The organism is Klebsiella sp. HMSC09D12 (genome assembly GCF_001808475.1).
GTDB classification, from domain to species: domain Bacteria; phylum Pseudomonadota; class Gammaproteobacteria; order Enterobacterales; family Enterobacteriaceae; genus Klebsiella; species Klebsiella oxytoca.
The window spans coordinates 264,681-279,720 of record NZ_KV793506.1; the positions used below are offsets into that span (position 1 = coordinate 264,681).

The 15,040-nt window shown below is 50.3% G+C and carries 15 protein-coding genes; 5 read left to right on the top strand and 10 right to left on the bottom strand.

Annotated elements, in window-relative coordinates; all coding sequences use genetic code 11:
- Positions 1-4 precede the first annotated feature (4 nt).
- Both HMPREF3178_RS25745 and HMPREF3178_RS25750 read right to left on the bottom strand, forming a co-directional pair.
- Positions 5-700 (bottom strand): fimbrial biogenesis chaperone, encoded by a 696-nt coding sequence (locus HMPREF3178_RS25745; protein WP_004105460.1) that lies wholly within the window; start codon positions 698-700, stop codon positions 5-7.
- A gap of 89 nt (positions 701-789) precedes the next feature.
- Positions 790-1,338, bottom strand: a complete 549-nt coding sequence (locus HMPREF3178_RS25750; protein WP_032704745.1) for a fimbrial protein — start codon at positions 1,336-1,338, stop codon at positions 790-792.
- 489 nt (positions 1,339-1,827) lie between these two features.
- Between HMPREF3178_RS25750 and HMPREF3178_RS25755 the strand changes: the two genes are divergently transcribed.
- Together HMPREF3178_RS25755 and HMPREF3178_RS25760 are read left to right on the top strand one after the other, a co-directional pair.
- The gene (locus HMPREF3178_RS25755) at positions 1,828-2,670 is read left to right on the top strand and encodes a winged helix-turn-helix domain-containing protein (RefSeq protein ID WP_224227627.1); all 843 of its coding nucleotides are present in this window, start codon (positions 1,828-1,830) and stop codon (positions 2,668-2,670) included.
- On the top strand, positions 2,657-3,112 hold the full coding sequence (locus HMPREF3178_RS25760) for a hypothetical protein (protein ID WP_004105463.1): 456 nt from the start codon (positions 2,657-2,659) through the stop codon (positions 3,110-3,112). Before HMPREF3178_RS25755 ends, HMPREF3178_RS25760 begins: the two co-directional genes overlap by 14 nt.
- A 264-nt stretch (positions 3,113-3,376) precedes the next feature.
- Here HMPREF3178_RS25760 and arsC read toward each other — a convergent pair whose 3' ends face one another.
- The 8 genes from arsC to HMPREF3178_RS25800 all read right to left on the bottom strand — a co-directional run bounded on the left by arsC (position 3,377) and on the right by HMPREF3178_RS25800 (position 11,700).
- Positions 3,377-3,802 (bottom strand): glutaredoxin-dependent arsenate reductase, encoded by a 426-nt coding sequence (gene arsC, locus HMPREF3178_RS25765; protein ID WP_004105466.1) that lies wholly within the window; start codon positions 3,800-3,802, stop codon positions 3,377-3,379.
- 13 nt (positions 3,803-3,815) lie between these two features.
- Complete coding sequence (arsB, locus tag HMPREF3178_RS25770) at positions 3,816-5,108, bottom strand: arsenite efflux transporter membrane subunit ArsB (protein ID WP_053064409.1); 1,293 nt, start codon at positions 5,106-5,108, stop codon at positions 3,816-3,818.
- A 51-nt stretch (positions 5,109-5,159) separates the two neighbouring features.
- Positions 5,160-5,510, bottom strand: coding sequence for a transcriptional regulator (locus HMPREF3178_RS25775; RefSeq protein WP_024274679.1), 351 nt, complete (start codon positions 5,508-5,510; stop codon positions 5,160-5,162).
- Positions 5,511-5,763: 253 nt separating this feature from the next.
- A complete protein-coding gene (locus HMPREF3178_RS25780; protein ID WP_053064410.1) occupies positions 5,764-6,501 on the bottom strand; it encodes a fimbrial assembly chaperone in 738 nt (245 codons plus the stop codon).
- Entirely contained in the window at positions 6,467-7,801 is a 1,335-nt protein-coding gene (stbD, locus tag HMPREF3178_RS25785; protein WP_004105471.1) for a fimbrial usher protein StbD, read from the bottom strand. The genes HMPREF3178_RS25780 and stbD overlap by 35 nt, the downstream gene beginning before the upstream one ends.
- A gap of 4 nt (positions 7,802-7,805) precedes the next feature.
- On the bottom strand, positions 7,806-10,361 hold the full coding sequence (locus HMPREF3178_RS25790) for a fimbrial outer membrane usher protein (RefSeq protein ID WP_053064411.1): 2,556 nt from the start codon (positions 10,359-10,361) through the stop codon (positions 7,806-7,808).
- Complete coding sequence (locus tag HMPREF3178_RS25795) at positions 10,345-11,103, bottom strand: fimbria/pilus periplasmic chaperone (RefSeq protein WP_004105474.1); 759 nt, start codon at positions 11,101-11,103, stop codon at positions 10,345-10,347. The genes HMPREF3178_RS25790 and HMPREF3178_RS25795 overlap by 17 nt, the downstream gene beginning before the upstream one ends.
- Before the next feature lie 60 nt (positions 11,104-11,163).
- Positions 11,164-11,700, bottom strand: a complete 537-nt coding sequence (locus tag HMPREF3178_RS25800; protein WP_004105475.1) for a fimbrial protein — start codon at positions 11,698-11,700, stop codon at positions 11,164-11,166.
- A 483-nt stretch (positions 11,701-12,183) separates the two neighbouring features.
- On the opposite strand from HMPREF3178_RS25800, the gene HMPREF3178_RS25805 reads away from it, so the two are divergent.
- From HMPREF3178_RS25805 to HMPREF3178_RS25815, 3 genes are read left to right on the top strand one after another with little or no spacing between them, the layout of a single operon-like run.
- Complete coding sequence (locus HMPREF3178_RS25805) at positions 12,184-12,930, top strand: winged helix-turn-helix domain-containing protein (RefSeq protein WP_004105476.1); 747 nt, start codon at positions 12,184-12,186, stop codon at positions 12,928-12,930.
- Positions 12,931-12,962: 32 nt separating this feature from the next.
- Entirely contained in the window at positions 12,963-13,403 is a 441-nt protein-coding gene (locus HMPREF3178_RS25810; RefSeq protein WP_023321600.1) for a hypothetical protein, read from the top strand.
- A gap of 58 nt (positions 13,404-13,461) precedes the next feature.
- A complete protein-coding gene (locus tag HMPREF3178_RS25815) occupies positions 13,462-15,024 on the top strand; it encodes an EAL domain-containing protein (RefSeq protein WP_024274686.1) in 1,563 nt (520 codons plus the stop codon).
- Positions 15,025-15,040: the final 16 nt, after the last annotated feature.

Genomic DNA, 15,040 nt, shown 5'->3' on the forward strand with positions numbered 1-15,040 from the left:
CGCATTACAATCGACGCTCAGTCACAATATCCACCCCATAGTCGTTAACAAGCACAAGACGTAAAAGAAGGCCTCTGAGGCTGGTTATTTCTGACGACGGGGTAACGACCAGTCCGGATTTAGGTGAAATCATCACCCCTTCCGCGAGGCGAATATCCTTTCCGTTGCGGACAAGCGTGGCCCGACGAACAGAGGCGTGATATTCGCTCTGGTTTACTATCCTGATCTGCTTACCTTCCATGCTGAGATGGATATGCTCTGACGTTTTTTCCGGATGCCCCGAAAGCGACGCCGGGCGGTAGAAAACTTTCACCCGATTAGTGATGGCGAAAATTAACTTATTCTGTTGCGTCGTTCCGGCTTTTAACGACGGCAGCTGACTGAAATTAAAATAGAATACAGATTCCCGATCGCCTGGCAACGGCTCTCCGGAATAGGTCAAACGGACAGACTGACCGCTATGAGGCTCCATACGAAAAACCGGCGGAGTGACTATAAACGGGGCAAAACCCTCCGGCGTTCCATTGTCAATCTGTACTTGTACAATATAAGACTGAGACTCCTGGTTGGTTAACTGGAGCGTTTTATCTTTGGCGCCTTCCGGATAAATAATTCGCGTACCCGTTAATATCACGCCTGCATTTGCATAGCCGGTAAAACCGAATGTCAACAGAACAAACAATCGCAGTATCAATCGCATCGGGAAAATATTCCGCAAGATTATTTTAATATTAATATCATTTACTTTTTAAAACACAGGCCGGGTATACGGCCTGTGTTTTTATAAACTCAGAGGTAGCTCAGGGTATATTCCGCTACGGCAATAATCGCACCCGGCGTAGCAGAAGCGGCATCAATAACATAATATTGTGCCCCAAAGGAGTGGCTGGTGGAGGTATCTCCCTCGGGTAAAGAGAGGCCTGCAACATCGGTTACTCCTGACAGCACGACAGGCGTCGTTCCGGCATCGGTGGTGGTCAGTTGGATACCATAACCGACCGCAGCATCAGTGACTGCGCGGTTACCCAGCGTACCGCTGGCGCTGTCGACATCAAACCCCAGGAAACGGGTTTTAATCAACTGAGGGCCCTCGCCTGCCGCCGGGGCAGTACAGCCGCTCACCGTCACGGTAAATGGCGTCAGCCCGGCGGTCTGTCCATTCGCCAGGGTTCCGCCAAAGTCAGCGGTAGAGACTGTCGGTAACAGAACAACGGAGTTTGTCTCACCATTGATGCTGACCGAGCAGGTCTGGCTGGTGACTTCGCCCTGGAATGTGACCGTCGGCGTTACCGCAAATGCAGACCCGGATAATGCTGCAAATGAAAATAAAGCCAGCATTGTTTTAATTGAAGTTTTTGTGTTCACTTTTTCCTGTCCTTTGTTTATTGATTGTTTATTGAAATATTTTATGTAGTGCCTAGAATCAATCGTTTCCATGCACTCTGGATTTAGAGTGCCCCCTGGTAGTGACGCCATACTGATGTGATAAAAGTGACTTAAAATTCATAAATCATCTATAATATTCCCTCGTGAAAATCATCAAGAACCCACAATTACCATGGCTGTTCAGGCCTGTGCGCTGGAAGATTCTTATGATGCGGGAAGATTCCTGGTCGGGGTAGTTTATTAACTAAAAATAAACTCAAAATACAAACAAAACAATAAGTTACAAACCAAAACAAAATTATCTTAATAGTTGTCAAAATTATTTTTTTGGCGAATTTTCATATTTTTCCGGGCTCCAGTGAGAGAAAATATTTAAGGTTAAAGGTTTGGAATTTGTTTCATAAATTTTAGTTTTTGGTGATTTTTATGGTTAAATACATCATGAATAAGCAAGTTATTTTCCTTCCCGGTGAGAAACAATTGTTATCGATAAAGGATGGGACCCGATTTACGATACTTAAGAGTAGCGCCCATTGCCTGGAGTTACTTCTGGAACGGCAAGGACAGCTGGTATCGCACTCTGATTTAATGGTCGCAGGTTGGGGTGAGGATGCGAAGCGTACGGTATCAAATTCGGCTTACTATCAGTCCTTTGTTAATTTACGCAATGTATTAAAAAAACTGGGTTGCCCGGATAACATTCTGTTGACTATTCGTGGCAAGGGTGTGCGGCTGAATGCCTACATTGCCGTGGAAAAGTATGAGGATAATCCACAAAATTCGATAGAGCGTATCCACTCAGTCTCAGACGATCGTAATATCTTTCCCGTTACAGATAACCGGTTTCAGGATGACCAGCTAGCGGATAAAAAAGGCATACAAACCGGTGAAATTTTCGCGCAGCCTGACACAGTAGCACCGCTTACGCCTGAAAATAAAAAACCCATCAAAATGATCTCGTATTGTCTGGCAATTTTCCTTCCATTGATAGGTTTGTTCGCCTTTTTTTTATATCGTTTCCCTTTTCATCATGAATTCATTATCGAAGGTTACTCGCATATCAACGGCACGCCACCTTGCTACTTTGCCAATGCCAGAAATATAAATAACGATTTTGCCATTAACTTTATTCATGACGAAGGGTTAGTGTGTAATAAAGACATCAAATATTTCATTTCATATTTTTCAACGTCACCACGGTTAACCGTGTTTACGTGCGGAAAGGAAGCGTCTTTAAAATGTGACTCAACAACTTACATTGTGGCAAAAAATGAAAAAAATTAAATGGCTCGCTTTCTTATTGTTCTTTACAGGGTTACCTCAACAGGTTAACGCCAATGCTAATGACAAAATCGTTTGCGAAGCGAAACACTCTTTATATCATGGCCAATTTGCAATTAAAGCAACTTACCGGTTTATCATGAATGATAACAGCGGCGTTATTTTGATTAATGGTACCGCGCACCTTGGCCCGGAACGATATGCGATAAGTCGCGAAGTCTATTTTAATTATAAAAGACAAAGCGGTGATGACTATCTTCTCACTAGCCAAAGAGTCTATACCAATCCGATTGATACGTTGCCGGAGTTATTAGCACAACAACACTACCCCTCTTTTTTCCTTAAAGAAAATAAAAAGTTAAACTTCCTCATTAATTCCGTTAATCAAACAGACTATATCATCAGCTTTGTCAGCACGCCTTTATTTTATTGCAATGGGGAATAATACAGACAGAAACTCAACGATTTTTTTAAGTTATAGCAGATTCTTACTATTAGATAACCAGGAGTAAACCCAAATATAATTTTATAAAAAACCATATTTGGGTTCGCATCACTCCGAAATGCTCACTCTTGCGCTAACAATGTTGCGCTGGCAGGCTTGATCTGCGGCAGTTTCATCACAGCACACCGCGTCATCCCTCCTGCGGCATGCTGCTCTGCATGCTTCGTCGCCTTTTATTTCTTCCGGGACAGCTCCCAGGAGATTTTATTTCACCCGTTTACCCGCATCATCAACAACTTTCTCGCCATCTTCCTTAGCGAAAGCGCCTTGCTGGGCATCGGGAAGAATATCCAGAACAACTTCAGAAGGACGGCACAGACGCGTCCCCAACGGTGTCACCACAATCGGGCGGTTAATCAGGATCGGATGCTGCAGCATAAAGTCGATTAACCGATCGTCAGTAAATCTATCTTCTGCGAGGCCAAGCTCTTCATAAGGCTCAACATTTTTACGCAGCAGCGCCCGCACCGCGATCCCCATGTCGGCAATGAGTTTGACCAGCTCATCGCGTGACGGTGGATTTTCAAGGTAATGAATAACGGTGGGTTCAGTACCGCTATTGCGGATCATCTCCAGCGTATTACGCGAGGTGCCGCAGGCCGGGTTGTGATAAATGGTGATGTTGCTCATAGATAGCAGTATCTCATGACAAAGTGAAAGAGAGACGTAGCGCCAGCGCGGCCAGCGTGACAAACAGCACAGGCAGAGTCATAACGATCCCGGTGCGGAAATAGTAGCCCCAGGTGATGGTCATATTCTTCTGTGAAAGTACGTGCAGCCAGAGCAGCGTTGCCAGGCTACCAATAGGTGTAATTTTCGGACCCAGATCGCAGCCAATCACATTGGCGTAGATCATCGCCTCTTTAATAACGCCGGTTGCGGTGCTTCCATCGATAGAGAGCGCACCAACCAGCACGGAAGGCATGTTGTTCATGATCGAAGACAGGAAAGCCATCAGGAAGCCAGTACCCAACGTTGCGGCCCAGAGTCCTTTATCCGCCAGTACGTTCAGCACACCTGAAAGGTATTCGGTTAGCCCGGCGTTGCGCAGACCGTAGACCACCAGGTACATCCCCAGTGAGAAGATGACGATCTGCCAGGGTGCGCCACGCAGCACTTTACCGGTGTTAATGGCATGACCTCGTTTCGCCACGGTAAACAGTATTACCGCCCCAACTGCCGCAATTGCGCTAACGGGAATCCCGAGAGGCTCGAGGACGAAAAAACCTACCAGCAGAAGAATCAAAACAATCCAGCCGGTGCGGAACGTAGCCGGATCTTTTACTGCTTTTTCAGGTGCCTTCAGGAGAGCCAGATCGTAAGTCGGCGGGATATCTTTGCGGAAGAACAGATGCAGCATAACCAGCGTGGCGATAATAGCAGCAATATCCACCGGCACCATTATCGACGCATACTCAGTGAAGCCCAGTCCAAAGAAGTCCGCCGAGACTATATTCACCAGGTTCGACACGATAAGCGGCAGGCTGGCCGTATCGGCAATAAATCCGGCTGCCATCACGAAGGCCAGCGTCGTCCCCTTGCTGAACCCTAATGCCAGCAGCATGGCGATGACAATGGGAGTCAGAATCAGTGCCGCACCATCGTTAGCAAACAGCGCCGCCACCGCAGCGCCGAGCAAAACGATCCAGGTAAACAGCAAACGGCCACGACCGTTTCCCCAACGAGAGACATGCAGCGCCGCCCATTCAAAAAAGCCGGACTCGTCGAGCAACAGGCTGATAATAATCACCGCAATAAAGGTCGCCGTCGCGTTCCAGACGATATTCCACACCACCGGAATATCCCCCACATGCACAACGCCAGATATCAGAGCCAGTACTGCGCCAAGCGTCGCGCTCCAGCCGATGCCCAGCCCCTTCGGCTGCCAGATAACCAGAATAATGGTCAGGATAAAAATAGCACCTGCCAGTAACATACCCCCTCCCTGAAAATCATATTTGAAAAAACATATATGTTACGGCAAATTTTAAAGACAAACCGCTTTACCGCTTCCCGAACAGTTTGCTGATGCCAGCTTGCGGGCGATGACCTGTACGATCTCTCGCTGGCTTAACCAGGCCTGTTCAATGACCTGTGCTGCCCATACAGGCATATGCGGTGATAAACGATAGTGCACCCACTTACCCTGCTTGCGATCCAACAACAGTCCGCTTGCCCGAAGCATTGCCAGATGGCGGGAGATCTTGGGCTGCGACTGATCCAGCGCCGTGCAGAGATCGCACACGCACAGTTCCCCCATCTCCTTAAGTATCAGCACAATACCCAGACGGGTTTCATCGGACAGATTTTTGAAAAGCTGTAAGGATGTTAATGACATCATTCCTCCCGATTGTTGACGGACAGGATACTCCACGGAAACGCAATATCAACATTAAATATGAAAAATCATATATGTTTAAAAAAGGAACCGCTACGCCTGGCGGATAAATCAACTCAAGTGATGCCCGGGTCAATCCTGGTCAATATTAAACCACAGCCGTCACGCTTATGCAGCCCGACGTGAGGAAGGGATGCGCGACGGAAACATCCGTTACTGCGGCGCGGGGAGGGATGGGGTAAAAAAACAGGGTTCAACTCTCTTTCTTCGCCATAATGGTTGCGGTATAAGTTCGCCAGTTTCCTGAGTCATTGATCACCGCATAGTTTACCGTCGTTCCCACGGCCGGTGCCTGAGAGAGCACCACATCCCGCCGCTCATACGGCGCGAGCATCATGTAACCGATCCTGATTCCTTTTGTTGCCGTTACTGTCAGGCTCATATACCACGGCGTTGGGTTGGTTATCGTGATGCCCTGCGAAGCGATGCTGAAGCGCAGTTTCTGTTCATCATTGGCGGTGGGCGCCTTTAAACCGGTCGGACGAATAAATACCTTCAACCGCAGCCGTAGGGGTAACACTAGCTTGCGGGTAGCGCTTTTCGTCGCGCTCAGTTCGGGCGGTATCTGGTAAATGTTGAGCCAGAACAGGCTCTCCCGATCCTCTGGCAGACTGCGCCGCGAGCTCAGCATCACGCGAAGTGTTCTCAACTCATCCGGCTGCATTTTAAAGACGGGCGGCAATACCACCAGCGGCGTACGGCTATTATCGGGTGAAGAGGCGGTCTCTCCGGCGTCGGTCCAGACTTGTAACAGCATTGGCGTTACGCTGTCGTTTGCGAGCGTCAGCGACTGGGCAATATCGCTAGCGGCGAATACGAGCCGGGTTCGGTCAACGTTAACCGCAGCAAACGGCGCGGAATTGACGCCTGCCAGCAACAGCAGCGCTAACACCGCCTTACTGAAAACTAACCACTGCCTGTAACTGCGCATTCACGCTCCCTACCGTTACCGGTTGTCCACCGAGCGCCTCAAGGGAGGCGGTAAAATCACCGTGCCAGACCTCTACCGAACCACGGTCTTTTTTGCTCGTTAGTACGGTGAGCTCTTTATATCCATACCAGCCACGGGCGTTGCCCGTCCCGGTACTCACTTTGTCCGGCAAAAGGTTAAGCGGCGCACCGCCCTGATCGTAAATCCGTATTCCTACTCCGGAAGCCACGCCCTTTCCGCCATAATGCGTGTCCAGTAACCAGGTCAATCCACCGCCGGTGGTCGTCAGGCCAAGGCGGCGCGCGGCGGCCACGGCGCCGGGCTGATTGACTAAAAAACCCATGGCTACGTTAGCGACACTAGTGGTGGGATGAGTCGAGGACATCGCGCCAGCTTCGCACTCCAGCGTTATGCTGAAAGGCGCTTCGCTGCTTTCGCCAGAAGAGAGCGCCTCCGCTGTAATGGTAGGAAGCAGCACCGTCGCGGGATAATCTTCAATGGAGCAGGCCGCGCCGCGAATATAGGTGACCTGATTGTAGCTACTCCACGCACCGGGCCAGGATTCGGGCCAGCCATAATAACTTGAAGCATGATCCATACCGGGTTGAATAGCGGAGGTCAGTAAGCCAGGCCCCTTGAATGCGATATAACCGCGCGGCTGGTTATAGGTGTCTTTGTTAATTCTGTCGTTAAAAATATATTGATCCGAGGCGGCGATTTTAAGCATCTCATACAGGACATTACTAAATGCGCCTGCGGGAATATAAATTGCGCGATCGTCCTGAAACCAACTATCCGCAGTGAGCTGACGCTGCTTCCAGAAGCGGCTATAGTATTCGCCGGTACTCAGATTCGTCATGCGTACCGCGACGTTACGTTCCGCGTCATAGTAGGCTCCCTCCACTTCTTTCGCCCGACGCCCGCCAACAAAGTAGTTATCGCCGTTGGTTGAATACAGTTCATACAGCTTCCCGGCGTCCTGCAAATCACAGCGGTAAAGCACCTGCTTTGCCGTATAGGGCGTCTGAACGCCTGCAGTGAGGAAATTACCCACCGTACTGGCAAGCACGGTGCCGGAAGGCTGGAACTTATTATTCGCGCTAACGCTAATGACTGACGGCAGACCAAGATGACCGATATTGTCATCAAAGGCGCCGCGCCAGAAGCGCGCGGTATAGCCTGCTTTAATCGCCGCCTCCGAAAGGAAACTATTATCCGTCACTTTAACGCAGTTAGCCCAGGACGCGGTGCTGAAAAGCAGGGTAGCAGCAAGTAGCAGCGTTTGGCGAAGATAACACATGAGACTATTCCCTCTCGCAGGTCGTTGTAAGATAAATCACGTTTTCAGGCGAATGTAGATCGAACTGGTAGGGCACATGGCAACGTCGATCGGTCCCTTTTCCCCAACGCACCAGCAATGAGCCTGAGGGAGTGCTGATACGGGCATAAACCTGCCCACCCTGCCCGACCATCCCAATGACGGCCCCTTCGCTGTTAATGACCTCGGCCCCCATCGGCGGGATGCCGCCATCCGCCATTTTCACCGCGATAAGCACCGCTTTGCCGGTAATCGTGGAGAAGTTCACCCGCGCGATCGCGCCGGCATAGGGAACAACTTGTTGGCTTCCCCCCGTCAGTTCAGCATCGCTGCGCATCTGGCGAGTATCGAGTGAGACGTTGTTGCGACGATACGGAGATAGCGCAGGTAAAATGGCGTAACCGAAGCTGTCGATTACCGCCCCCTGACCGTTCTGGACGACTGCGCCCTGCGCGCCATCGGCGTGAATTAATGCAAAGGTGTCGCTGGCGTAAGGACCGAGCGTCACGCCACCGGAATGCAGCACCAGGGTTCCGGAGGAGCCCAGCGCCACCTGCCGATAGTCCTTTCCCTGGTCGTAGCCCGCACGCAGCGCGCCAAAACGGGTGTTTTGCTGGAGATTACCGCCGAAAGTCGTCGATGCCCCTTCGTCCCCATTGCGATAGCGCTCATAGCCGCCATAAACAGACCAGGAGAGTTCGCTCTGCTCGCCACGGGTCCCGGTCATCGACAGGGTTGAAGAGTGATTCGCGCGCGACTGGTTATAGTTCATCGCTACGGATGTCGGGCTATCGCCCCAGTCAAATGGAATGGAGAGAGTAAAAGACAGCGTCGTCTCGGTATATTTTTGCCGCTGGCTCAGATCCTGCGGTTCGTTAACGCTGCGGTAGAAGCGGCCATAGTCCCAGGTGGAACGCTGCCTGGCGAGGTTAAATCCATAACTCACTTTTCGCCACTGGTTGCTGTAGCCTAGCTGCAGCTGCGTGATCCGCGACTGATTATTGTAGTAATCGGCGGTACTGGCGCTGAGATTGAGCGTACCTGAATGGCCTAAGGGCTGGCTGACGGTCGCCGAAAGGCGTTGACGTTGATGCAGCGTGTCGGAGTAGTAATCAATGCCGTTTTGCGCCTGTCGGCGTACGCCAAATACATCCTCCAAATCGCGGAATCCACCGGTTGAGTAGCGATAGGCCGCCAGCACCAGATTAGTGCCTGTGGAAAAGGTCTTGCTATAGCTCAGCTCCGCTCGCCAGCCCTGCTGACGGTCATTATGCTCCACTCGCGCGCCAGACCAGGTGGCGTTCATGCCGAATGCGCCAAGGCGGGTCGCCCATACGCCGCCGATCAGCCAGGCCTGGTAATCATGCGCCAACCGCGATCCGAGGTTAAGAGTGAGATTATTATTTACCCCGTGCTGCAGCGTCCCCTCAAGGAAGCGGTTGTCGATGCGGTAGTACTGGCGGACCTTGCCAACAGCAAAAGAGTAGTGCCAGTTGCCTGGTCGCACCGAGTCGGGAACCGCAGAATAGGGCACGGTAAAGCGCGATACTTTTCCGTTAGCCTCAATCACTTCAACCTGCAAATCACCCTGATAGCGGGTGTTGTAAAGATCGTCAATAGCGAACGGTCCGGGCGGAACATGGGTTTCATAGATAACTTTGCCCAGCTGTTTGACGACCACCCGCGCGCTGCTTGCCGCCACGCCGCGTACCTCTGGCGCATAGCCGCGTTTGCCCTGCGGCCACATGCGCTCATCCGTGGCGAGTTTCATACCATTAAACGACAGGCTGCCGAATAAACTGGAGTCAGTGTAGTTATCGCCAAACGTCAGGATGCTGTCGATTGCGGCGAGTGGTCGCTGCACCCAACTGCGTACGCGATTGTAATGCCAGTCGCTACCGCTCTGGTTGCTGTCGGCATAGCGCAGGTTACCCTGATGGCGGAGCTGCCACAGTCCAATGTTGCTGCCAGCGTTGATCCCGCTCCACAAATACTGGTAGCGGAAGTGCTGGCGGGTGTTGTCCGTGTGGGTCCAGTTGGTGTTATGGCGTAAAAACAGAGCCAGCGCGCCGCTGTCCCACTGCGAAGGCGGAAGATAGCCGCGCGGCCTGTGTATCAGCTCGCTCATCGGCAGCGTAAGCCGGAGCTGTAGCATCGCGCTATCAAATTGCCATTCGCCCTGGGATACCCATTCCCTGAGCGGACGACAGCTATTTTGAGGCGCTTTGTCCGGGAGCGATTTTACCCGAGCGGCCTGCATCAGCGACAACGGAAGGCAGGGCTCCGTGCGTTGTTCGCCATTGACTGGAGTAAAGCGGATCTTTACGCCGGATTTTAGCAGCGAGCCATTGACCATAACGTCAACCAGATACTCTCCGGCGGGCGTACCGGGTCCGTTAACGCTCGCCATACCTTGCCCGTAAGCCGTCCCCTGCAGCAGAGAAGGATCAAAATAGTATTCTTCGCCAAAAGCCTGACCGGAGCAGGCTACGGCTAAGAAAACGAAGATGTTTTTGCGACAGAACTTAACCTTCGGCGACATGATAACGCTCGCTTATCCTTGCACCCTGGTCGTTAACCAACGTCACGGTGACGGTACCGTTAAGCGAGTTGGCGCTGAATTTTCCAGGTATCCAGAAAGTACGGCTGGAGAAAGGTGGAACCATTTCGACATTAAGCTGACGTGATACGCCGCTTGCCGTCACGCTCAGGTTGCTGAGGGATGCATACCAGGGCTGCGGGTTGCTGATAACAATACCGGCACCTTTTCGGGCATTACGCACTACGGTAACGTGCAGCTTTTTAGCCAGATTGCCCGGTGAACCAATCCCTTCCGGCCTGTAAAAAAGTTTGATCCGCGTCCGTAACATCACCAGCACTTTATTCTGCTGACGGCCGCCGATATTGGCCGGCGGTACCTGCAATGCATTGAACCAGAAGACAGATTCACGATCGGGCGGCAGCGCTTTACGCTGGCTATACACCACGCGCACCACCTGGCCTGCTTTTGGCTGGATACGAAATACCGGCGGCGTCGAGATAAAAGGAATGCCGCTCGCGTTCTCTGGCCCAATACGCATATCGCCATCGTCAAACCAGGTTTGTACGACATAGGGAAAGTCATCGTTATTTTTTAGCTGTACATCGACAGAGGGTACGGTCGACGGGTAGATAATCCGACTGCCTACAATGGTGACGCTGGCCCATACCGCGGCAGCGGGAAGAAACAGGAGTAGCAGCGCCATCAGATAGCGCAGCCCTGAACGGGTAGCATCCTTTTTCATTGCAACAACTCCATTGCTATCAAAAGGGTCCGACGACAAGCACCGGACCAGGAAGCGTTTTTACAGGTAGGAAACGGCGTACTGGAGAGTGGCTTCGACCGTACCAGCCGAAGCCGCGCCGTTGGCGTAATACTGCGCGGTATAAGTGGCGCTGGCTTCCGTCTCTCCCGGCTTCAGCTGCAGATCGCCTTCACCTTTGAAACCGTTGGTCAGATTGATAACTTTCTCAGCCGTATCGAGAATCTGGACTTCTACGTTGGCGGCGTCCCCGGTATTTCCAAGATTACCGTTGCTGGTCACCTGGTTACCGACAAAAACGGTAGAGATTTTGGTCGGTTTATCGGCATTACCCGTACAGCCGGTGAGACCAATATCAAATGTCACCTGACCTGCGGTATCGCCGCCTTTCGCCAGTTCTTTGGCACTCACCGTCGGCAGAATAACTACCGGTTTTGCCTGATTACCGTTAATGGCTACAGAACAGGTTTCATCGGAAACTTCACCACGAAAGGTAATGGTATTATTGGACATCGCAAATGTACTGGTAGAAATAAAAAGTGAGGCTGTAAGCAAAGCCAGTGTCGTTTTCTTGAACATGGTCGTTTATTCCTTTATTGCTGTTTATTTTCAACTAACGCTACTCGCTCTGCTAATAAAGCAGATAAAGCAAACGTCCTTTGGTTGAGGCCAAACAAAATAGCTTGTCGCCGGGCAAGTTTTATTGTGCGCCCCTCTGAAACAGGGCGTATAGCAACTGGCGTTATAGCCCGCGGCGCTATCATGTTTAAGGCCAATCTTAGAAATAATTTTCGGAAAAGAGCTTCCTGACGTGCTGAATAACCCTTAAATTTTCCTTACTTACCTGGCATGCGGAAATTCATAAATTCAAATGCCGGTAAGAAAAATTCACAAAAACCAAATAACCACATGATTTAAAAGGAAGTAAACTAAATAAAAAACATTTTTAGCATCAGTATGAATGTCGTCACAGAAGGCTACTGATGCAAAGAGGGGTGAAATCCTCCTGCCCCATGTTAATATAGCAAGCGACAGCAAAACGTATTAAAGATCGGGTTTACCATGGATGAGAAATCGTTACTAATAGCTAAAAAGGTGATATTTGACAGCGCTAAAATGACATTAACCAACGGTGATAAAATCATTAAAATTTCAGAATCGGAGACAAATTTACTCCTTGCCTTCTATCGCGGAATATATAAAAAGGAAGATATTATTAATTTTGTCTGGAAGAACCGTGCGGGTTGTGTTTCCGAATCGAGTTATTACAAGCTCATTAACCAGATGCGGAATAACTTTGTTCTTGTTGGCCTGAATGCGGCCGATATTGTTACGCGACCACGAATTGGCGTCTCGTTATCATTGGCGTTAGAACCCATCAAAAAAGAACCTACGCCACGATGCGAAAACGTCAGGGATGCCGGGTGCGAAAAAGATAGCCAACGGGCTCTCACGCCGGACGTTAAAAAGATTTCAGCCAAAATACGCCCTCTCGTCCTGACCATTACACTGTTGTTGTTAACGGGTGTTGCGATGCTATTTCAGCATGCGCCAGCGCAAAATAAACACAACAGTAGCTTCAGGATGCTCGGTAATGAGGATGACTATATCTTCTTTAAGATGGCTACCGATAAAGTGACATTTAAGGAGGTGGTTTCGGCTTATCACACCCTGACGCTGCCGCTATCTCGCCAGAATGGACATTATCTTTATTATCTCCGCGAACCGAATATGAATCTTTTTTTGCAGTGTCTGAACCCTGTTGAAACGGCGGTACCTAAATGCATTACCATCAAAGAACGCTACTAGTCATCCTGTGCGGTCTGCTCTGCGGATGTATCATGCTGGCAACGCTGGTATATCAAGGAGCCAGGCGCGATGCAGACGAAATACATAATCTTATTTGCACTGCCAAATCAACTATTTATATAAAGCCGAGAGAGCTCATACTGAACGGAACTTTGGTGCTGGATCTTAAGTCGAACCGCATTGCTATTCATTATTCCGTGCAGGATCAACGGCGAGAGCAGCGGTTATTCTTTCAGGATGTTGCAATCACCCCGCTTAACCGCACCGGCATGAAAACCTACACCTTTCGGGTTAAAGCCGTGCACAAATTTAATTCTGATACGACGGGTGAGATGTTTTCCTGGCTGCGTCTCCTGCAGCCGGCAACCGAGAATGAGCTGACGATAAATAAAATCGGTCCGAGGGCCTATCTTTTTTCACTGAACCGGCAGATCTATAATTTCTGCACCACCAGCGGCGGCGCTAAAGCATAATGAGTATTGCGACCATCGAGACAGCCGCGCATCCCTTCGTGAATGAGAGACAAAACCAGTGAAACTAAAGCTATCTTTTGTGATTTGTTCAGTGCTTTTGCCGCTGGTCGTGATGATTATATTAGCGCTGCTGGTCAGCGTACTACAGTTTAAACAGGACGTCGCCCTGAGCGCGAATACCTTATTACGTTTCAGTAACGATGTATCAACCGCCTCATGGCGGGTCACCGCAAAAACCGTAAAAATAGCGGACAGACCCTGCGCTGAAATGCTGTCGGAGCTTAACCGAACCCGCGCCTTTACCCCTTATATCCGCGATATCGGTCTGCTGGAAAACGGCAACCTGCTCTGTTCCTTTGTTACCAGGGAGCAGGCGCACCCTTTTCCTTTGCCGCCGGGTAAAACGCTCCCGACGCCGTTACCTGCCAGATGGGTCCGTTCATTTGACTTGATGGCCGGAGGACCAGGCAGACCCGCGGTGGTTTACACGGAGCAGGTGACGGCGCAAAAATCAGCGTTTGTCATCGTCGATTCTCGCTATATTCAGGAACTGATGGATGTCCTCGCAGAGGAAAGAGCCGCCGTATTCAGCCTGCGGTTTGGCGAGGGCGATAGGATTATCAGCCAACCAGCGCAGCGTGACAGAATAGTGATGACCCAGCATTTCGTCACCGCCGACGGTAAGATTTCGCTTACCGTCGGCGCGCCTCTCGCGGCATTGATGGCTCTGTGGATGAAATCTCTGCTTATCTTTATCCCTCTCTCGCTTTGCTTCTCATTTATGACCCTTTTTCTTTACCGACATTGGGCCCAGAAACGGCTATCCATGGCCCGAGAAATCACCCGCGGTATGAAAAACGGGCAGTTCACAGTGCATTATCAACCTGTATTTAACGTCAGCCGCGCTCATTGCGGCGGCGTGGAGGCATTAATGCGCTGGCCCCTTCCGGATGGGAGTTTTATTACTCCCGACATCTTCATCACCGCGGCAGAAAACGAAGGGATGATCGTTCCGCTTTCGCGTCACTTATTTAAGCTCATCGCCCAGGATGTCGAACGGTGGCAGGTTGCCGGGGATTTTTATATCAGCGTAAATATTTCACCTGAACATCTGGTGCATGAGAGTTTTATTGCCGATGTTGAATCGCTACTGGCAAGCTTAGGGAAACTGCGCCTCATGCTGGAGCTCACCGAACGCAGCCTCATTGTTCAACCGGCTTTAGTGTCAGATAAGCTCATGCAGCTGCGTGAGAAAGGCGTACTGATAGCGATTGACGATTTTGGTACCGGCTACTGCTCGCTTTCTTACCTTCAGCAGCTTCCGGCTGATTATCTGAAAATCGATCGTACTTTTGTCGATACGATTGATACCAGCGGCAGCGACGTGCCCATTCTGGATACCATTATTATGCTTAGTCAAAGGCTGGGACTTAATATCGTTGCGGAAGGCGTCAGTTCAGAGCATCAACTACGCTATATCCTCGATCATAACGTAGGTTTTATACAGGGCTATCTTTACGCAAAGCCGATGAATTCAGATGATTTTACGGTCTGGCTTGATACACGGGGCAATGAGCAAAATGAAAGGATTAAAAGTAAAAACCTTTCAATAGTTCGGTAGGTGCTGAGGTAACATA